The sequence below is a fragment of the Massilia violaceinigra genome, from assembly GCF_002752675.1.
Lineage (GTDB): Bacteria > Pseudomonadota > Gammaproteobacteria > Burkholderiales > Burkholderiaceae_D > Telluria_A > Telluria_A violaceinigra.
On record NZ_CP024608.1, the window covers coordinates 2,162,159 to 2,181,892 of the forward strand.

Sequence of the window (19,734 nt, forward strand, 5' to 3'; positions counted from 1 at the left end):
CATCGCTGCACTGGTTTGCGCGAAGCCGATGCCGGAGCTTAGGCTTCTGCGGGCGGACCATCTGTTCGGCAGCGCACCGTGATGCGCTTTAAGCTGCCAATCGAGCAATATTCTTCGATTCACTGGAAATGGTTGCGCGGCAACCCGGCCCGCTCTAAGCTGGCGGTTTTTAATCACGGCCACCCTGATGCCCTACCTGTCGATTCTGATGTTTGCCGCCGTGTTCGCGGGCGCCGTGCTCGCGTGGGATATGCCGCTGTCGGTGGGCGTGGTGTACTTGGCGGCAAGCTGCGCCTGCTTTGCTCTCTACGCGATTGACAAGGCGGCGGCGCGCGCCGGCGGCTACCGCACGCCCGAACGCACCTTGCTGTTGCTCGGCCTGGGCTGCGGCTGGCCGGGCGCCGTGCTGGCGCAGCAGTGGCTGCGGCACAAGTCGTCGAAGGGGTCGTTTCAAATTGCCTTCTGGGTCACCGTGGCCTGCAATCTGGCTGCCTTCGTGTACCTCACTTCGCCGCTGTCTTTCCTGCGCATGCCGTAACCACTGCAGCATGGTGTCGATCAGACTCCGGCGCATGATCGCCGACGTGCGAAGTGGAGTCATCCGCCTGGCGCGGCTTCAGAACGGGATGACGCGCGCCGCCAGACGCTGCGCACCATGCTGCTCGACGTGGCGAATCAGGTCTTTGGCGGCCTGGGGCTGCGCGTCCGGCGTGCCGCTGCCGAATGGCGGGGCAGGGTAGTATTCGATGCCGAGCTGAATGGTGCGGGCCAGTGTCTCGCCGCCCAGCAGTGATGCGAGGAACAGGCCGGCATCGATACTGGCCGACACGCCTGCGCCGGTGATCAGCTTGCCATCGCGCTGATAGCGTTCGGTGCCGACCAGGGCGCCGTAAGCGGCGACGTGCTCGCGCGCGAACCAGTTGGTCGTAACTTTCTTGCCCTTGAGCAGACCGGCGGCGCCCAGGATTTCAGCCCCGTTACAGATGCTGACCGTCCACGCTGTTGTTGCATGCAGGCGGCACACGCAGGCCATCAGCGCGGGGTTGCCGAGCGCGCCAGCGACGCCGGGGCCGCCCGGCACGTACAGGATATCGGTGGTATCGAGCTGATCGAAGGTTCTGTAGGCGGCCATGCCGAGGCGGCCGGTATCGCTGGCGACCAGTCCCACGCGGTCGGAGACGAACTCGACCTCCATGCCGGGAATATTTGCCAGCACTTCATAGCCGCCGACGACATCGAGCGCGGTAAAGCCATCGAACAATACAATCGACAATCGCATGATTTTCTCCCTGACGTGATGCGCCATTGTCGGCGCGCTCACGGCGCCGGTGAAGAGGCGATATCGCCCTTTTTAATGGCATACTCGCCATATGAAGACCAAATGCATCGCCATCCTGGCGTACTCCGGCTGCATGGGCATGGAAGTGTTCGGCCTGTGCGATACCTTGCTGCTGGCAAATCGGGTCGCCGTGGCGATCAATGGTCCGTCCGCGCCCTTGTTCGAGGTAATCGTCACCAGTCTCGGCGGCGGGAACGTGACTGCTGCTGGCGGCATTCCGATTGGCACGCGCAAACCGGTCGCGCGGCCGGACTTGCTGGTTGTGCCGGGCATGGAGCTGTCCGACCGTCATGCCTGCACGGCGCCGATGAGCGCGCTCGCGCCCGAGGTCGCCTATCTGGCCAAGGCGTTCGCCAGGGGCACGCCGGTGGCTGCCGTGTGCGTCGGCGCATTCCTGCTGGGCGACGCCGGCTTGCTGAGCGGGCGCCGTGCCACCACCTCGTGGCTGTTCGCGCCCGACCTCGCGCGGCGTTTTCCCGCAGCCATGGTCGATCCGGCGGCCATGCTGGTCGAAGATGGCGGGGTGGCTACCACCGGCTCGTTCAGTGCCGCCTTCGACCTGGCGATGCATCTGGTCAGGCAGAGCGCGAGCGCCAAGGTGCAGCGGTCGGTCGCGCGCATGGGCTTGCTGGACGATCGGCGCACCAGCCAGGCACCGTTCATCGATACGCGCATGCTGGCGCGGCCGGAAGGCGCATTCGCTGCCAGCGTGCATGCCTGGCTCGGTCAACGGTTGGCCGAGCCGTACAATCTTAAACAGCTCGCGGCAGCGTTTCACGTCAGCGACCGCACCTTGCTCAGGAGAGTGAAGGAAGAGACGGGGCAAACGCCGCTGGCGTATGTGCAGCAGGCGCGCGTCGGCAAGGCCAAGGTGCTGCTGGAATCGACCTCGCTGAGCGTGGCGCAAGTGACCGAACGGGTGGGGTATGCGGACGTCGCGACCTTCTGCGCCCTGTTCAAGCGCAATGTCGGGCAGTCGCCAGCCGAGTACCGGCGCAGGTTTAGAGTGATTAGCCAGGTCGATGTGAAAGAGCGGCCCGCGTGATTGCATCTTTGGACCGGACGACGGGCAAGCTGAACAAAATCGGGCGAACCCACGCATGGCGAACGGTGGAATTCATCGTGTAGCTGGATTATCTCGCTGATACTTCACATATTGTGACTACGACGAATGAAGATGTGTCGGCTCGCTGCCTTCGTGTATCTCGGTTCGCCGCTGTTTTTCATCCGCATGCTGTACAGGCGGCAGAGCGGGAAGAGAAGCGTGTTTGATCGCATCCCTCGATATATGGATCATCCACCCGAACGCTATCAGGGCGGAGCCGAGCATGGCCAGTTGCGGGATCCAATGATGCCATTCCTTTAGTTCGTTGATGCCCCGGATGCGGTGAAAATCGAAAAAATGCTGATTCACAAAGGCGAGCAGGTTGAACGTGGCATGCGCGACCATGCATGTCCGCAGCGAGCGTGTTGTCGCATACAGGTAGGAAAGTACGAAAGAGAAAATGAAAGTGCCGATGTAGATTGTCTTAAAAGCGTGGATCGCCGTGAACAAGACGGCGGTGAGGGCCGCGCTGACAAGAAACGAGTGCCGTTCATTGAACGAACGGAAAACCAGGCCGCGGAAGAAGAATTCCTCCACGATCCCGGGAAGAATCACACTGGAAAACACGAACGTCAGCACATGCACCGAGAGGAAGGGGTGAGATCCATACGCTTCAGAATGAAATTTTCCCAAGCTATACGCGGTCTCGAGGTTGTACTGCGCGGCAGCCATCGTGAACACGGCGCTCTCGCCGAACGTGAGCATCAGCAGCAAGAGCGCAACTGCCACCGATAGCGCCAGTTGACTGGGTGTTAGTCTGTTACCGAGAATGAGAGCAATTTTTCTGCGGTGGAGCTTGAATTGAAAAATGCTTGCGATTGTCATCGCAGCGAACATCAGCAGCACGCCTGCGTGCTCTGCAAAATAAGCCAGATCAGGCCAGAATGTTGTGACCCCGATAACGAAGGCGGAGCGCACAACCATACTGAAAATCAAAATTAGAAACAGAATCTTAAATGGATAGTCGAACCCGGGTCGGTGTGCGTGGATGTTCGTTTAACGTAAACCGGCCGAATATCGACGTATGGATGAGAATAGGAGGTGCCCGGCTGCGCAGCGCTGACATCGCGCAATATTATTTCCTGCGTGCATCAATTGATTGCATGGCTGACGTTCGCTCAGGAACATGTTATGGTCCTGCCCATGTGGAACTACCCTAACTTCCTGGCGCACCGCGGCGGCGGCAAGCTCGCGCCCGAAAACACCATCGCCGGCTTGCGCTGCGGCCTGGCGCACGGCTTTCATGCGGTCGAATTCGATGTCATGCTGGCGCGCGACGGCGTGCCGGTCGTCATGCACGACCCGTATCTGGGGCGCACCGTCGCCGGTTCGGGCAATGTGTACGACTACGACGCCGCCGAACTGGTCACCATGGACGCCGGCAACTGGTTCAGCGCGCAGTACAAGGGCGAAACGGTGCCCCTGTTCACCCAGTTCGTCCAGTTCTGCAAGGACAACGACATCTGGATGAATATCGAGATCAAGCCCGCACCCGGATTCGAGGAGGAAACGGGCAGGGCGGTCGCCAGTCTCACGCGCGCCTTGTTCGGGCTTGAAATTGCCCAGGACGACCTGCGCCAGATACCGCTGCTGTCATCCTTCAGTCCCGTCGCGCTGGCCGCTGCCCTGAAGGCGGCGCCGGATTTGCCGCGCGCCTTGCTGCTCGACCGCATGGACGAGGGCTGGCAAACCCAGGCCCGCGAACTTGAGGCGGTGGCGATCCACACCAACCACAAACACCTGAACGAAGCGCTGGCGCACCAGATCAAGGAGGCCGGCTACGGGCTGTTTTGCTACACCGTCAACGACCCGGAGCGCGCGCGCGAAATCCTCGCGTGGGGCGTGGACGCCTTCTGCACCGACCGCATCGACCTGATCGGGCCGGATTTCGCTTGAGACGCGGCTGACACTGCCCCGCCCGGTGTTTACTCCAGTCGCATACGCTATAATCGTTTTTTTATAGCATGCTGCCCTCTCACGCCCATACGACATGAAATCATCCGAAATCCGCGACAAATTCCTGAAATTCTTTGAATCCAAAGGCCATACGATTGTCCGCTCCAGTCCGCTGGTTCCGGGTAACGATCCGACCATGTTGTTGACCAACAGCGGCATGGTGCAGTTCAAGGATGTATTTATCGGCACCGACACGCGTCCGTACTCGCGCGCCACCTCCGTGCAGCGCTGCGTGCGCGCCGGCGGCAAGCACAACGACCTGGAAAACGTCGGCTACACCGCGCGTCACCACACCTTCTTCGAAATGCTGGGCAACTTCAGCTTCGGCGACTACTTCAAGCGCGACGCCATCAACTACGCCTGGGAGCTGCTGACCAAGATCTACGCGCTGCCGGCCGACAAACTGACCGTCACCGTCTACCACGAAGACGACGAAGCCTACGATATCTGGGCCAATGAAATCGGCGTGCCGAAAGAGCGCATCATCCGCATCGGCGACAACAAGGGCGCGCGCTACGCGTCGGATAACTTCTGGCAGATGGCCGACACCGGCCCGTGCGGCCCGTGCACCGAGATCTTCTACGACCACGGCGCCGACATTCCGGGCGGCCCGCCAGGCTCGCCCGACGAAGACGGCGACCGCTTCATCGAAATCTGGAACCTGGTGTTCATGCAGTTCAACCGCGACGAAGCGGGCGTCATGCACAAGCTGCCCAAGCCGTGCGTCGATACCGGCATGGGCATGGAGCGCCTCGCCGCCGTGCTGCAGCACGTGCACTCGAACTACGAGATCGACCTGTTCCAGGCATTGATCAAGGCCGCCGCGCGCGAAACCGGCGCCGCCGACCTCGAAAGCAAATCGTTGCGCGTGATCGCGGACCACATCCGCGCCGCCTCGTTCCTGATCGTCGACGGCATCATCCCCGGCCCTGAAGGCCACGGCTACGTCCTGCGCCGCATCATCCGCCGCGCGCTGCGCCACGGCCACAAGCTGGGCCAGACCAAGCCATTCTTCTTCAAGCTGGTGGACGACTTGAATGCCGAAATGGGCACCGCCTATCCGGAACTGGCCGAAGCCAAGGAGCGCGTCGCCGCGATGATCAAGGCAGAGGAAGAGCGTTTCGGCGAGACGCTGGAAAACGGCATGAAGATCCTCGAAGCGCGCCTGGCCAAGGACAGCAAGAACCTGGACGGCGCCACCGCCTTCACGCTGTACGACACCTACGGTTTCCCGCTCGACTTGACGGCCGATATCTGCCGCGAGCGCAACATCTCGCTCGACGAAGCGGGCTTTCACGCCGCCATGGCGGAAGCCAAGGCCCTGGCGCGCAAGAACGGCAAGTTCAAGATGGCGGCCGGGGTTGAATACACGGGCGAGAAGAACAAATTCGTCGGCTACGATAGCCTGACCCACGGCAGCAAGATCGTCGCGCTGTATGCGGACGGGGTCTCGGTGCAGGAACTGAAAAACGGCCAGACCGGCGTCGTGGTGCTCGATACCACCCCGTTCTACGCCGAATCGGGCGGCCAGGTTGGCGACCAGGGTGTCATCAAATCGGCTGGCGCGCAGTTCAAGGTCGAAGATACGCTCAAGGTCCAGGCGGACGTGTTCGGCCATCACGGCGATGTGGTGTCCGGTTCCCTGAAAGTGGGCGACACGGTCGACGCGCTGGTCGACGAAACCACGCGCGCGCGCACCATCCGCAATCACTCCGCAACGCACCTGATGCACAAGGCGCTGCGCGAAGTGCTGGGCGGCCACGTGGCGCAAAAAGGTTCGGTGGTCGATCCTGACCGCACCCGTTTCGACTTCTCGCACAACGCACCGCTGACGGCCGACCAGATCGCCCAGGTCGAAGTGATCGTGAACCGCGAAATCCTGGAAAATCACGCCACCCAGGCGCAGAACATGTCGTTCGACGACGCCGTCAAGCATGGCGCCATGGCGCTGTTCGGCGAGAAGTACGGCGACGAAGTGCGCGTGCTCGATATCGGTTCGTCCAAAGAGCTGTGCGGTGGCGTCCACGTGGGCCGCACCGGCGATATTGGCCTGTTCAAGATCATCGGCGAAGGCGGTGTCGCAGCGGGTATCCGCCGCGTCGAAGCGGTCACCGGCGAAGGCGCGCTGGCGCTGGTGCAGTCGCTCAACCGCCGCGTGCAGGAAGCTGCCGGCGCGCTCAAAACCACGCCGGACGAACTGACCAACCGCATCGCGCAGGTGCAGGATCACGTCAAGTCGCTGGAAAAGGAATTGGCCGCACTGAAGTCGAAACTGGCGGCGGGGCAGGGCGATGAACTGGTAACGCAAGCGGTTGACGTGAACGGCATCAAGGTCGTTGCAGCGATCCTGGAAGGCGCCGATGCGGCGCGCCTGGGCGAGACCATGGACAAGCTCAAGGACAAGCTGAAAACGGCGGCCATCGTGCTGGCCAGCGTGGCTGACGGCAAGGTGAGCCTGATCGCCGGCGTGACCGCGGACGCGACGTCCAAGGTCAAGGCTGGCGAGCTGGTCAACTTCGTGGCCCAGCAAGTCGGCGGCAAGGGCGGCGGACGCCCGGACATGGCACGTGCCGGCGGCACCGATCCGAGCGGCCTGGCGGCTGCGCTGGCCGGTGTGGCAGCTTGGGTGGCTGAGCGCGCGTAACCTTAGCGCCCTTTGACTGATACACCCGCCAAACCGTCGTCCCCGCCGAGTCCTGGCGCACGGGCGACGGCGGCAGGCTAACCATACGTCACAGTATTGCGCGTACCGACACGACATCCACTTCAGATGTTTCTTACGCGCAGCTTACAATTTCCATTGCAGCACCGTTATTGTCGTTGTGACCATGCAACAAGCAATTTATATATTGGTGCGGTGCGTCAAATTTGCGGATTTGGAGTATATTTGTTGGGTGAGTAATCCAATCCACCCTAAGAGCAAGCGATGAGCGATACAACTTTCGACAGCGAGATCATGGAATACCAAAAGGAACTCGATGCACGGGGACTCAACTGCCCACTGCCGATCCTCAAGGCAAAGAAGGCGCTCGCAGAGATGGAAACCGGAGAAGTGCTGCGCATCGTCGCCACCGACACCGGCTCCGTGCGCGACTTCCAGGCTTTTGCCAAGCAGACCGGCAACGCCCTCGTTTCCCACACCCAAAACGGTCGCGAATTCATCTTTTTGATGCGCCGCAAATAAGATTCCGGACGGGGCAGGCACCGGCACGCCCCGCTGATCTGGTCCGACATTTTCCCGACACCATGACAAAGCCCGACGATTAGGGGTTTTCCTCTAGCTAAAAATCGCACGATCGTGCTTTAATTTAGCGTGAAAACGGTTTATCTCTTATAATCTAGGCCACTTTAGTCAAGTCACCTTATTTATTCTTCCAAAGGCACCCCTATGAAAGTCCTGGTTCCCGTCAAACGCGTGGTCGACTACAACGTCAAAGTGCGTGTGAAATCCGACGGCAGCGGCGTCGATATCGCCAATGTCAAAATGTCGATGAATCCTTTCGACGAGATCGCGCTGGAAGAAGCGATGCGTCTGAAGGAAGCCGGCAAGGTCACCGAAGTGGTGGCTGTGTCCTGCGGCGTGACCCAGTGCCAGGAAACCCTGCGCACCGGCATGGCCATTGGCGCCGACCGCGGCATCCTGGTTGAAACGAGCGCCGATCTCGAACCGCTGGCTGTGGCCAAGCTGCTCAAGGCGCTGGCCGACAAGGAGCAGCCGCAGCTGATCATCCTGGGCAAGCAAGCCATCGATGACGACTCGAACCAGACCGGCCAGATGCTCGCCGCCCTGCTGGGCTGGCCGCAAGCCACGTTTGCCTCGAAAGTCGTGCTGGAAGACGGCAAAGTCACCGTCACCCGTGAAGTCGACGGCGGCCTGGAAACCCTGGCGCTCACGCTGCCGGCCATCGTCACGACCGACCTGCGCCTGAACGAGCCGCGCTACGTGACCCTGCCGAACATCATGAAGGCCAAGAAAAAGCCGCTGGACGTGGTCAAGCCGGAAGAACTGGGCGTCGATGTCGCGCCGCGCCTGAAGACCTTGAAGGTCGTCGAGCCAGCCAAGCGTTCGGCCGGCATCAAGGTGCCGGATGCGGCGACCCTGGTCGCCAAGCTGCGCACCGAAGCCAAAGTTATCTGATCGCGGCCTGGCCGTCTCACCTAAAAATACAGGAAAAATCATGGTCGCATTAGTTATTGCTGAACACGACAACGCCTCCCTCAAGGGAAGCACCCACCACACCGTCACCGCTGCGATTCAGTGCGGCGGCGACGTGCACATCCTCGTTGCTGGCAGCAACTGCGGCGCCGCCGCGGCGCAAGCAGCCGCCACCGCCGGCGTGACCAAGGTCCTCGTGGCCGACGCGCCTCACCACGCCGACGGCCTGGCCGAAAACGTGGCCGAGCAGATCCTGGGCCTGGCTGCCTCGTACTCGCACATCCTCGCTCCCGCAACCGCCTACGGCAAGAACATCCTGCCGCGCGTGGCCGCCAAGCTGGACGTGGCGCAGATCTCCGAGATCACCAAGGTCGATTCGCCGGATACCTTCGAGCGTCCTATCTACGCCGGCAACGCCATCGCCACCGTGCAGTCGTCCGACAAGATCAAGGTCATCACCGTGCGCACCACCGGTTTCGATTCGGCCGCGGCCGAAGGCGGCTCGGCTGCCACCGAAGCCATTGGCGCGGTTGCCGATTCGGGCAAGTCGACTTTCGTCGGCCGCGAGCTGGCCAAGTCGGATCGTCCTGAACTGACCGCTGCAAAAATCATCGTTTCCGGTGGCCGCGGCATGGGCTCGGGCGACAACTTCAAGATCCTGGAACCGCTGGCCGACAAGCTCAATGCCGCCATGGGCGCTTCGCGCGCCGCGGTCGACGCGGGCTACGTGCCGAACGACTGGCAGGTTGGCCAGACCGGCAAGATCGTCGCACCGTCGCTGTACATCGCGGTCGGCATTTCGGGCGCCATCCAGCATTTGGCCGGCATGAAGGACTCGAAGACCATCGTCGCGATCAACAAGGATCCGGAAGCGCCGATCTTCTCGGTGGCCGACTACGGCATCGTTGGCGATCTGTTCGAGGTGGTGCCTGAGCTGGTCAAGCAACTCGGCTAAGCCGCCCCGGCTAAGCCGCCCCGGCTAAGCCGCGTCGGCTACCGCGCGAAGTAACACTGCAGTAAACACCTGTAGGGTGGGCACGGGAACCCTGTGCCCACCCTACACGTCCATTGGAAGCGCAATTTTAGGAGATCAAGGTGACTTACAAAGCCCCGCTGAAAGACATGCTGTTCGTGATGAACGAACTGGCCGGACTGTCCACCGTCAACACGCTGCCCGGTTGCGAAGACGCCACCGCCGACACGGTCGAAGCAGTCCTCGAAGAAAACGCGAAATTCTGCGCCAACGTCGTCGCGCCATTGAACCACTCCAGCGACAAGGAGCCGAGCTTCTGGCACGACGGCCAGGTGACCACCTCCAAGGGCTTCAAGGATGCCTTCAAGGGCTTCGCGGAAGCCGGCTGGCAGGGCGTTCAGCACCCGACCGATTTCGGCGGCCAGGGCTTGCCCAAGCTGGTTGCCACGCCGTGCATCGAAATGCTCAACGCGTCGAGCATCTCGTTCGCGCTGGTGGCCTTGCTGTCGGACGGCGCGATCGAAGCGCTGCTGACGGCCGGCTCCGAAGAGCAGAAGGCCACGTACCTCGAGCCGCTGGTGTCGGGCAAATGGACCGGCACCATGAACCTGACCGAGCCCCAGGCCGGATCGGACCTGGCCGCCGTGCGCACGCGCGCCGTGCCGCAGGGCGACGGCACCTACAAGGTATTCGGCACCAAGATCTTCATCACCTACGGTGAGCACGACCTGACCGAGAACATCGTCCACCTGGTGCTGGCGCGCACGCCGGACGCGCCGGCGGGCGTGAAGGGCATTTCGCTGTTCATCGTGCCCAAGTTCCTGGTCAACGCCGACGGCTCGCTGGGCGAGCGCAATGACGCGCACTGCGTCTCGATCGAGCACAAGCTGGGCATCAAGGCCAGCCCCACCGCGGTGCTGCAGTTCGGCGACCATGGCGGCGCGATCGGCACGCTGGTCGGCGAAGAGAACCGCGGCCTCGAATACATGTTCATCATGATGAACGCGGCGCGCTTCGGCGTGGGCCTGCAGGGCATCGGCCTGGCCGACCGCGCCTACCAGCAGGCGGTGGCTTTCGCCAAGGACCGCGTGCAGTCGCGCGACCTGGCCGGTTCCGCCGGCCCGGTATCGATCATCCATCACCCCGATGTGCGCCGCATGCTCATGTCGATGCGTTCGCAGGTCGAGGCGGCGCGCGCGCTGGCGTATGTGGGCGCGGGCATCAGCGATGTCGCTCATCACCACGAGGACGCCGCCGTGCGCGCGTCCAACCTGGCGGTGTACGAGTACCTGGTGCCGATCATCAAAGGCTGGTCGACCGAGATGTCGCAGGACGTCACGCGCGACGGCGTGCAGGTTCACGGCGGCATGGGCTTTATCGAGGAAACCGGCGCGGCGCAGCACTACCGCGACGCCAAGATCCTGACCATCTACGAAGGCACGACCGCGATCCAGGCCAACGACCTGGTGGGCCGCAAGACGGTACGCGACGGCGGCGCCGTGGCCAAGTCGATCATCGGCCAGGTGCGCGAGACCGAGGCGCTGCTGGCGGCCATGGACGGTGCGGACTTCAAGGCGATCCATCGCGCGCTGGTCGAAGGCAGCGTGGCGCTGGAAGCGGTGGTGGAGTATGTGGCCGCGAACATGAAGACCGACATCAAGGGCGTGTTCTCGGGCAGTGTGCTGTACCTGAAACTGGCCGGTATCGTGCTCGGCGGCTGGGTGATGGCACGCGCGGCGCTGGTGGCGCAGGCGAAGATCGATGGCGGTGAAGGCGATGCGGGCTTCTACAAAGCCAAGATCGCCACGGCGCGCTTCTTCGCGGACCATATCCTGACGCAGGCGTCGGGACTGCGCACGGCGATTGTGGAAGGTAGTGCCGGGGTGCTGGCGTTAACGGAAGATCAGTTCTAACCGCGCCCACCACCCCGCCGTTCCCGCCACTACCCTCGTCGTTCCCGCGCAGGCGGGAACCCAAGTTCGTACCGCAGCATAGGCGGCCCGACAAAATTGGGTTCCCGCCTGCGCGGGAACGACGGTTTTGAGAGCTATGACTTCGGTGTCAGTTCTTACGACCTGCGAATCGAATTACCCGAATTCCGCACGCGATCCCCGCGCTGCATGCCCGGCTGATTGTTAAATTTGAACGAGCGGCGCTGGCCGTTGTCGTACTGGACATCCACCGTCCACACGGTATGCGCATTCGCGCGTTCCTGGATCTTCTTGCCCGCATACGCACCACCAACCGCACCGGCCACCGTGGCCAGCGCGCGGCCCGAACCGCCGCCCACCTGATTGCCCAGCAAGCCGCCCACGGCGCCGCCACCGATCACGCCCAGGGCATTCGCACTGCCGTTCTGGCGCGCGCTGCGTACCGCCGTCACCTTGCCGCAGTCGCGGCATGCCGCCGCGCGCGGCTCGTTGCGACTGTCATGACGGTCGCCCCCACGCGCCGCCGCCAGGGCGCGGTTATTCTCGGACTTGGCCGCGCGCAGGCATTTCATGCGCTGGCCATCGTTACGCTCGTCGTTGCAGATCTCGCGGTCCTGCGCATACTGCGCATCGGCGGCGCGCAGCTGCGCGGACGAGGCGTGAACCGCGCCCATCGCGCTGCTCAGCGCCAGTACCAGCGCCAGTGTCAAATTGCGTTTCATCATAGTGTTCTCCTGATCGATTAATCGTGCCCGGCAACAGGCCGCATACCGTATTGTAGAGCACTTGCGAGACAGCAATTATTCGCGGCAAGGTGCGCTTCGCCTGCCCTCAACTGTTTATAATCCATGCACGGTCTTTACATCCCACGTTTGCCCTCTTTCACAGGATTTATCTTGAACATTCAACAATACGCAGTGCGCCTTCCGGCCGCGCTGGCCATCGCCACCCTGTTTACCGCCTGCGGCGGCGGGGGCGGCGATCCGACCCGGGTGCCGGGCAGGGTCGATACCCCGTCCACGCCCACACCGACGCCCACGCCGACGCCAACCGATACCAGGCCGGATGGCTGCAAGGCGTACATCGCCGCCGACAAAACCGTCGCTGCCGACAAGGCCGGCGGCGCGAGCGTGCTCTCGTGCGGCGCACCGCTGGCCGATGTCAGCTGGACCCAGGTCAGCGGCCCCGCGGTCACCCTGCAGGCGGCGCGCACGCCGACCATCACGTTCGAGCCGCGCGAAAAAGGCGTGATCGTGCTGCGCGCCGACGTCACCCTGGCTGACGGTTCGCGCCAGTCCCTGAGCACCGACGTCACCGTGACCGAGGCGCCGGTGGGCAGCTTCCTCACCCTGCGCGCCGACCACTCCGTGCGTCCCGGCACCGAAACCTCGGTACGCGCCTGGCCTAACCTGTTCGGCGGCGACAAGGTCGTCGGCATCGTCTGGACCCAGGTCAGCGGCCCGACCGTGACGATGAATACCGAAGACCCGCAACTGCTGATGTTCAAGGCGCCGGACGTCACCGCCGACGTGGCGCTGCGTTTCCGCGCCACCATGACCTTGAATAGCGGCGTGAAGGACAGCGACGACGTGCTGATCAGCCTCGACCGCCAGGCCGCTCCCGGCCAGGGCGCGCTGTTCGACATCACCGCGCGCGTGCATCCGTACCGCCAGGCCGGCGCCTATGCGGCCGTGCTGGCGCGCTGCGCCTACGATGTGGGGGTGCGCTACTCCGGTTCCTCGAACACGCTGTGCAGCGCCGAGGTGCTGCCGCCGCTGCAGACCGAAGCGGGCATCGGCGCGGTGCCGAGCGTGGCCCAGGTGATGGGCCGGGTACTGGTCTCGCACGACTTCCTGGGCGCCAATTTCGAGCAGTTCCTGCTGACCCAGGATGCCAACAGCGATTTCCGCCGCCTGCTGGCGAGCGTGTCGACCATCGTCATCGGTTCGCACGTGCGCCCGAGTTTCTACAGTGCCGGCACCGGTGCGATTTATCTCGATGCCAACAACCTGTGGCTGACCGCCGAACAGCGCGATGTCGTCACCGAGGTGCCCGACTACCGCGCCGCGTTCGATGACAACCTGAACTTCATTCCGCTGGGCCGCTCGGTGAAAAACAACGCGTACGCGCGCCGCAGCTACCCGTCCACGGCGCGCGTGACGCGCACCACCGACGAACTGCTGTTCGACCTGGGCCGCCTGATGTACCACGAGCTGGCGCACGCCAACGACTTCCTGCCGTCGGTCGAGCGGGCCATGAATCCGCAGCGCTCGATCTGGGAAAATATCGTCGACCGCGTCAGCAGCCGCACGCTGCCGTCGGATGCGCTGGCCGGGCAGTTCCCGTTGCAGTCGAGCGAAATGCTGGGCATGGGGCAGGTGCTGTACCAGGGCAAAAACGCCACCTCCGTGCAGAAGGGTTACACGGCGGCCGACATCGGGCGCTTCTTCGGCTCCGACCGCGCATCGGATGATTATGCCTACTCGATTTTCGAGGATGACAGCTCGCGCGAAGACCTGGCGATGCTGTTCGAGGAATTCATGATGAGCTACCGCCACGACGTGCGCTACGACGTGGGTTATATCAACCAGACCACCGGCAGCGACCTGATCGTCGGCTGGGGCCAGCGCGGCCGCATTGCCGAGCCGGCCATCAAGCCGCGCATCAAACTGGTGCTGCAGCGCATCGCGCCGTGGATCGACGTCAGCGCGGTGGACCGCCTGCCGGCGCCGCTGATGATGAGGGCCGGCGAGAGCTGGGATGCCAACCTGGTGCTCAACCCGCCGGGCGGCTTCTCCAAGCAGTCCGCATTGCGCAAGGAATCGGCTGACGACCGTGCCGCGCGCCTGCGTGGCGACATCAAGCAGCGCGAGCGGCACGGCAAGATGACCCCGGATCCGCGTCAGCCGTAAGCGCCGCCGGTGTAAAGCAGGTCGTTCAGGCGGGCGAGGGTGGCAATGGTCATCGTCGCCGCCGTCAGCATTGTGCAAACCAACAACACTGCCAGCACCCAGTTCGACGCCGACTTGCGGCCTGATTTGGCATTGAAGGCGGCGTCGAATTTTTCATCGGGGGTCAGGCCGATCATCAGCGCTTCGACGAAGCCGATAATGCCCGACAGCACCAGCGGCAAGATCTTGAAAAACCAGTTGGCCTCGGGCGCCAGACCATACACCAGCCCGGCAACGGGCAGGCTGGCCAGGTGCATCAAGCCCAGCTTGTCGAGGCTGCCGCGCAGGTAAAAGCGGTGCGCGCCGACGGCCCCGAGGATCAGGGCGAGGAAGCTGGCGAAGGTCTTGTTTTTGTGCGATGTGGACATGAATGTGAGCCTGAAGCGGGCCAGGGAAGCGGGAAAGCAGGCAGTATCGGTCAATTTTGACCGGAAAGCACGGCGTTTCCTGCGACAGACATCGACGATGCAGTTGGCGGTCCGGGTCAAAATCGGCGATAATCTTTGCTTCGCCCCGAAGTGCGCGCCCTGTTGTCATTAACGCTTGCTGCTGCGCGGCATTGCGCGCTATAATTGTCGGCTTTTTCCGCCCAGCACAACTTTTTGGAATTATTATGGTCGTTATTCGTTTAGCTCGTGGAGGCGCCAAGAAGCGCCCGTTCTTCAACATCGTTGCAACGGACTCGCGCAATCGCCGCGACGGCCGCTTCATCGAGCGCATCGGTTTTTACAACCCGATGGCAGCTGGTGGCGAAGTCGGCCTGCGTATCACCGCAGACCGTCTGGCTTACTGGCAAGGCGTTGGCGCACAATTGTCGCCAACCGTTGCACGTCTGGTGAACAGCCAGCCTGCAGCTCCAGCAGCAGCCTAAGCAGGTCCGGGTTTGAGCGGTTCAGCAGCATCCGGGGTGCAAATCCCTGACGATCTGACGCAAGTCGGGTACGTGTCCGGCGCCTTCGGCGTCACCGGTTCGATACGGGTCACCCCGTTTTCCACCGACGCGGATGGGTTGCTGAGCGTGAAAACCTGGTGGCTGGATAAACCCAGCCTGCAATCCGTCTCCGTACGGACTGCGAAAATGCACGGCGGCGACGTCGTGGCCCAGTTGGCAGGTACGCTCGGGCGGGATGCCGCGGAGGCGCTCAAGGGCGCCGCTGTTTCCATCCCGCGCAGCCAATTCCCGCAACTGCCGGCCGATGAATTTTATTGGTCCGATCTGATCGGACTGAATGTAGTGAACCTGCAAGGCGAAGCCTTGGGGCTGGTGTCCGACATGATGCACAACGGCGCGCAATCGATTTTGCGCATCACGCCGGTGCCGGATGCTGCGAACGATGACAAGGCGCCCGAGCGCCTGATTCCGTTTGTGGACCAGTTCGTCAAAACAGTTGACCAGACAAGCAAGACCATCACGGTGGACTGGGGTCTGGATTATTAAGGCTCAAGCAAGGCGAGAACGCGATGCAATTTGATGTCGTGACCTTGTTTCCCGAGATGTTTGCCGCACTGACGCAGTCGGGTGTCACCCGCCGCGCCTTCGAGCAGAAACGCTGGGGCTTGTCGACCTGGAATCCACGCGATTTCACCACCGACAACCACCGTACCGTCGACGACCGCCCGTATGGCGGCGGACCGGGCATGGTGATGCTGGCCAAGCCGCTCGAAGCTGCCATCGGCGCCGCCAAGCAGCGCCAGGTCATGCTCGACTTGCCGATTCCGCGCGTGGTCTTCATGTCGCCGCAGGGCAGGGCGCTGACCCACGAACGGGTGATGGATCTGAAGGATGAAGCGGGCTTGATCGTGCTGTGCGGACGCTACGAAGCGGTCGACCAGCGCCTGCTCGACCGCTGCGTCGACGAGGAAATCAGCCTCGGTGACTTCGTGCTGTCGGGCGGCGAACTGCCGGCGATGGCGCTGATGGATGCGGTGGTACGGCAATTGCCGGGCGTACTGAACGACGACGCTTCGGCGGTCGAAGACAGTTTCGTCAACGGCTTGCTCGATTCGCCCCATTACACCCGTCCCGATACGTATGAAGGCGTGGTGGTGCCGCCGGTCCTGATGGGCGGCAACCATGCCGAGATTGTCAAGTGGCGGCGCGAGCGCATGCTCGAAGCCACCGCCAGGAAACGGCCCGATCTGCTGGTCAAGGCGCGCAGCGCCGGACTGCTGAGCAAGGCCGATGAAAAGTTTCTTGCAGGTTTGTAAATCTGCTATTGCAGTACCACTGTGCAGGCAATGTCGCCCGTATCAGTAACCCCATCCTCTACTGGGCGAATGCAGCGCCAGCAAGATGGTTATCGGAGTCCTAAAAATGAATTTGATTCAGCAACTTGAGCAAGAAGAAATTGCCCGTCTGGGCAAGACTATTCCTGATTTCGCACCTGGCGATACCGTTATCGTCAACGTCAACGTCGTCGAAGGCACCCGCAAGCGCGCCCAGGCATACGAAGGCGTCGTGATCTCCCGTCGTAACCGTGGCCTGAACTCGAACTTCATCGTTCGTAAGATCTCGTCCGGCGAAGGCGTCGAGCGTACGTTCCAGCTGTATTCCCCGCTGATCGCATCGATCGAAGTCAAGCGTCGTGGTGATGTTCGCCGCGCCAAGCTGTACTACCTGCGTGAGCGTTCGGGTAAATCGGCGCGTATCAAAGAAAAACTGCCAAACCGTCGCGCTGCAACTCCAGCCGCTGCCAAGTAATCGGCATCTGCGTTGCAAAAAAGGCATCCCTACCCGGATGCCTTTTTTTGTTTTGAAGGACAATACCTTTGCCCAAGATTATTTTCGATCCAGAAAAATTGCCTGTCGAAGCCCTCGGTGGCGAAGCGGCGCTCGATGCCGAGCGCCTCACGCCCGATTGGCTGCGCCAGCGTTTTGCCAGTCCCGCCGACTGGCAGCCGGAGCCGCCGGGCGAATCCTGGGCCGAACGCACGGTGATGACGCCGGCCTCGGTGCTGCTGCCGCTGGTGCAGCGCGAGGGTGGCCTGACCATGCTGCTGACGGTGCGCACCGCGCATCTGTCGGCGCACGCGGGGCAGATCAGTTTTCCGGGCGGGCGCGCCGAAAGCTACGACGCTTCGGCCATCGACACGGCGCTGCGCGAGAGCGAGGAAGAAATCGGCCTGCAGCGCCGCCACGTGGACGTGATCGGCACGCTGCCTGATTACATTACCGGCACCGGCTTTCGGGTCACGCCGGTGGTGGGCCTGATCGCGCCGCCGTTCGAGCTGGCCGCCGACGCCAATGAAGTGGCCGAAATCTTTGAAGTGCCGCTGCAGTTCCTGATGGACGGCATGAACCACCAGCGCCTCTCGCTGGAACTGCCCGAGGGAGCGGGGCAGCGCAGCTTCTACGCCATGCCGTATGATCGCTTCTTTATCTGGGGCGCCACCGCCGGCATGCTGCGCAATCTGTTTCACTTCCTGCGTGCCTGAACAGGGCGTGCGCGGCCGGGCCGGGCTGTCCGGCCGACCGCGTCGCCAATAAGTTTGATTGAATCGGTGCTCTGCGCTATCGTAGCGGGCATTGATGAATTGCTCTGCTGCTTCATTTCAAAAAGTACAAAGGACGTTCGATGACATTTCTCTCCATTCTCTGTGCGTTGCTGATCGAACAGCTCAAGCCGCTGCGGGCAGACAATCTGATTTATGCGGAGATCAAGAGTTTTGCGATGCGCATGGAGGGGTGGTTCAACGCAGGCGACGCCAGCAACGGGCGCATGGGCTGGGTGCTGGTCATGCTGCTGCTGGTGGGCCCGACGGCCCTGATTTCCTGGCTGCTGTACCACTACCAGCTGGTGTTCATCGCGTTTGCGTGGAATGTGCTGATTGTCTACCTGACCCTCGGCTTCCGCCATTACAGCCACTATTTCAGTTCGATCCAGGCGGCGCTGAGCGCGGGCGACGAAGCCGGCGCGCGCGCCTTGCTGTCGGAGTGGACGCGCATCGACACGGTCGGCATGGAAGCGTCGGAAGTGGCCCGCATCGCCGTGGAAAAGTCGCTGGTGACCACGCACCGCAATGTATTCGGGGTGTTTTTCTGGTTTTTGATCGTGGGGCCGGCCGGCGCGGTGATGTACCGCGTGTCGGAATACCTGGCGCGGGCGTGGAACGAGCCGGATCATATGCGTAACGAAGCCTTCGGCCAGTTCGCCGCGCGCGCGTTTTACTGGATCGATTGGCTGCCGGTGCGCCTGACGGCGGTGGCGTTCGCGGTGGTGGGCAATTTTGAAGATGCCATTTATGCATGGCGCAACTTCGCCCATCGCTGGAACGACGAGGCGCGCGGGATTATTCTGTCGGCCGGCGGCGGGGCGATGGGGGTGCGTTTGGGCACGCCGAACGAAAACGCATCGAAGGTGTTGCCACCGGACGCGGCCACCGTGGACAGCACCTACAGCGAAGTGGAAGTGATGCCGGGGGAAGAACCGAACGCCCGGGCGCTGCAAAGCACGGTCGGATTGGTGTGGCGGGCGTTGCTTTTATGGATGCTGCTGCTGTTGCTGTTGTCGGGGGCGGTTGGTTTGGCTAATATTGGGCAGGTGGCGGCGTAAGCCTTGGCGTTGTGGGTCCGCATCTCCACTGTCGTTCCCGCGCAGGCGGGAACCCAAGTTCGTAGCGCAGTCCCTGGCGGCTCAACAAACTTGGGTTCCCGCCTGCGCGGGAACGACGAATTTAGTGGCCGGAACGACGCTGGCGGTCGCGCAACAACGGTCGTGGCGGAGGTCTCCGCCGCTAACCACATCGCATCATTCTGCAAGCTCAACTCTTCTATAAGATATAATACTCACGTTCCACAGCAACACCTGATTCACCGGCCCGGCGCTTGCGCCATCGTCTCCACGCATCTTCTTGTTCCTACGACCCGCCCTATGGCCGAGTTATCCGAAAGCAAGAAAAAACTCGCCGACGAGTTTTTCATTCTTGGCATCACCAGCGATGGCAGGCAGTTCCGTCCCAGCGACTGGGCTGAGCGGCTGTGCGGCGTCATGTCCTGCTTCCGCCCCGAAGGCTCGGGCGGGCGCAACGCGCACCTGCAGTTTTCGCCTTACGTGCGCCCGACCATGCTCGACGGCGTCAAGGCCGTGGTGGTCAACAACGACCTGCAGAAACTCGAACCGCTGGCCTACCACTTCGTCCTTAATTTCGCCAAGGACAACGACTTGCAGGTCCTCAACGCCTGCTTCCTGCCTCTGCCCGGCGACCCTAAAATATAAATACGCGTCACCACTGCTTTGAGCAGGATCAAACCGACATCAGAAAGCCCGCGTAAGTTTAAGCCTGTCGCGCGCAACCCTGCGCGCGCGCACATCATAAGCGCTGG

At 62.4% G+C, this 19,734-nt stretch carries 20 protein-coding genes; 16 read left to right on the forward strand and 4 right to left on the reverse strand.

The annotated features are described in order from the left end of the window. Positions 1 to 187: 187 nt before the first annotated feature. Positions 188 to 538: a DUF1294 domain-containing protein gene (locus tag CR152_RS09715; protein ID WP_099874737.1), complete on the forward strand. Its 351-nt coding sequence runs from the start codon at positions 188 to 190 to the stop codon at positions 536 to 538. Positions 539 to 616: 78 nt separating this feature from the next. On the opposite strand, the gene CR152_RS09720 is transcribed toward CR152_RS09715, so the two are convergent. Continuing rightward, the gene (locus CR152_RS09720; RefSeq protein WP_157778412.1) at positions 617 to 1,279 is read right to left on the reverse strand and encodes a DJ-1/PfpI family protein; all 663 of its coding nucleotides are present in this window, start codon (positions 1,277 to 1,279) and stop codon (positions 617 to 619) included. 91 nt (positions 1,280 to 1,370) lie between these two features. Here CR152_RS09720 and CR152_RS09725 point away from each other — a divergent pair, with 91 nt between their 5' ends. Continuing rightward, a complete protein-coding gene (locus CR152_RS09725; RefSeq protein WP_099874739.1) occupies positions 1,371 to 2,384 on the forward strand; it encodes a GlxA family transcriptional regulator in 1,014 nt (337 codons plus the stop codon). Between the two features lie 117 nt (positions 2,385 to 2,501). Here the strand turns inward: CR152_RS09725 and CR152_RS09730 are convergent, their stop codons facing one another. Then, positions 2,502 to 3,368 (reverse strand): CPBP family intramembrane glutamic endopeptidase, encoded by an 867-nt coding sequence (locus CR152_RS09730; RefSeq protein ID WP_099874740.1) that lies wholly within the window; start codon positions 3,366 to 3,368, stop codon positions 2,502 to 2,504. Between the two features lie 219 nt (positions 3,369 to 3,587). Between CR152_RS09730 and ugpQ the strand changes: the two genes are divergently transcribed. The 6 genes from ugpQ (at position 3,588) to CR152_RS09760 (ending at position 11,442) form a co-directional block, all read left to right on the forward strand. Continuing rightward, the gene (gene ugpQ, locus CR152_RS09735; protein ID WP_099882149.1) at positions 3,588 to 4,340 is read left to right on the forward strand and encodes a glycerophosphodiester phosphodiesterase; all 753 of its coding nucleotides are present in this window, start codon (positions 3,588 to 3,590) and stop codon (positions 4,338 to 4,340) included. Positions 4,341 to 4,434: 94 nt separating this feature from the next. Next, positions 4,435 to 7,044, forward strand: a complete 2,610-nt coding sequence (alaS, locus tag CR152_RS09740) for an alanine--tRNA ligase (protein ID WP_099874741.1) — start codon at positions 4,435 to 4,437, stop codon at positions 7,042 to 7,044. A gap of 312 nt (positions 7,045 to 7,356) precedes the next feature. Next, positions 7,357 to 7,584, forward strand: coding sequence for a sulfurtransferase TusA family protein (locus CR152_RS09745; RefSeq protein WP_054268154.1), 228 nt, complete (start codon positions 7,357 to 7,359; stop codon positions 7,582 to 7,584). A 204-nt stretch (positions 7,585 to 7,788) separates the two neighbouring features. Beyond that, entirely contained in the window at positions 7,789 to 8,538 is a 750-nt protein-coding gene (locus CR152_RS09750; protein ID WP_099874742.1) for an electron transfer flavoprotein subunit beta/FixA family protein, read from the forward strand. A gap of 40 nt (positions 8,539 to 8,578) precedes the next feature. After that, entirely contained in the window at positions 8,579 to 9,511 is a 933-nt protein-coding gene (locus CR152_RS09755; RefSeq protein ID WP_099874743.1) for an electron transfer flavoprotein subunit alpha/FixB family protein, read from the forward strand. 140 nt (positions 9,512 to 9,651) lie between these two features. After that, positions 9,652 to 11,442 carry an acyl-CoA dehydrogenase gene (locus CR152_RS09760; protein ID WP_099874744.1) on the forward strand — a complete coding sequence of 597 codons (1,791 nt, stop codon included), beginning with the start codon at positions 9,652 to 9,654 and terminating at the stop codon, positions 11,440 to 11,442. A gap of 155 nt (positions 11,443 to 11,597) precedes the next feature. Here the strand turns inward: CR152_RS09760 and CR152_RS09765 are convergent, their stop codons facing one another. Continuing rightward, positions 11,598 to 12,185 (reverse strand): glycine zipper 2TM domain-containing protein, encoded by a 588-nt coding sequence (locus tag CR152_RS09765; RefSeq protein WP_099874745.1) that lies wholly within the window; start codon positions 12,183 to 12,185, stop codon positions 11,598 to 11,600. 171 nt (positions 12,186 to 12,356) lie between these two features. On the opposite strand from CR152_RS09765, the gene CR152_RS09770 reads away from it, so the two are divergent. Beyond that, entirely contained in the window at positions 12,357 to 14,372 is a 2,016-nt protein-coding gene (locus CR152_RS09770) for a hypothetical protein (protein ID WP_157778413.1), read from the forward strand. Here CR152_RS09770 and CR152_RS09775 read toward each other — a convergent pair. After that, complete coding sequence (locus tag CR152_RS09775; RefSeq protein WP_099882151.1) at positions 14,363 to 14,779, reverse strand: NINE protein; 417 nt, start codon at positions 14,777 to 14,779, stop codon at positions 14,363 to 14,365. The two genes, CR152_RS09770 and CR152_RS09775, sit on opposite strands and share 10 nt — an antisense overlap. Positions 14,780 to 15,024: 245 nt before the next feature. On the opposite strand from CR152_RS09775, the gene rpsP reads away from it, so the two are divergent. The 7 genes from rpsP to CR152_RS09810 all read left to right on the forward strand — a co-directional run bounded on the left by rpsP (position 15,025) and on the right by CR152_RS09810 (position 19,627). Further along, complete coding sequence (gene rpsP, locus CR152_RS09780; RefSeq protein WP_099874747.1) at positions 15,025 to 15,282, forward strand: 30S ribosomal protein S16; 258 nt, start codon at positions 15,025 to 15,027, stop codon at positions 15,280 to 15,282. Between the two features lie 36 nt (positions 15,283 to 15,318). Then, positions 15,319 to 15,849: a ribosome maturation factor RimM gene (rimM, locus tag CR152_RS09785; RefSeq protein WP_208640258.1), complete on the forward strand. Its 531-nt coding sequence runs from the start codon at positions 15,319 to 15,321 to the stop codon at positions 15,847 to 15,849. Between the two features lie 23 nt (positions 15,850 to 15,872). After that, positions 15,873 to 16,619, forward strand: coding sequence for a tRNA (guanosine(37)-N1)-methyltransferase TrmD (gene trmD / locus CR152_RS09790; protein WP_099874749.1), 747 nt, complete (start codon positions 15,873 to 15,875; stop codon positions 16,617 to 16,619). Positions 16,620 to 16,725: 106 nt separating this feature from the next. After that, positions 16,726 to 17,112, forward strand: a complete 387-nt coding sequence (gene rplS, locus CR152_RS09795; protein ID WP_054266855.1) for a 50S ribosomal protein L19 — start codon at positions 16,726 to 16,728, stop codon at positions 17,110 to 17,112. Positions 17,113 to 17,180: 68 nt separating this feature from the next. Beyond that, positions 17,181 to 17,846: a CoA pyrophosphatase gene (locus CR152_RS09800; protein ID WP_099874750.1), complete on the forward strand. Its 666-nt coding sequence runs from the start codon at positions 17,181 to 17,183 to the stop codon at positions 17,844 to 17,846. A 140-nt stretch (positions 17,847 to 17,986) separates the two neighbouring features. Further along, a complete protein-coding gene (locus CR152_RS09805; RefSeq protein WP_099874751.1) occupies positions 17,987 to 18,964 on the forward strand; it encodes a CobD/CbiB family protein in 978 nt (325 codons plus the stop codon). Between the two features lie 318 nt (positions 18,965 to 19,282). Continuing rightward, complete coding sequence (locus tag CR152_RS09810) at positions 19,283 to 19,627, forward strand: DUF3579 domain-containing protein (protein ID WP_099874752.1); 345 nt, start codon at positions 19,283 to 19,285, stop codon at positions 19,625 to 19,627. Positions 19,628 to 19,734: the final 107 nt, after the last annotated feature.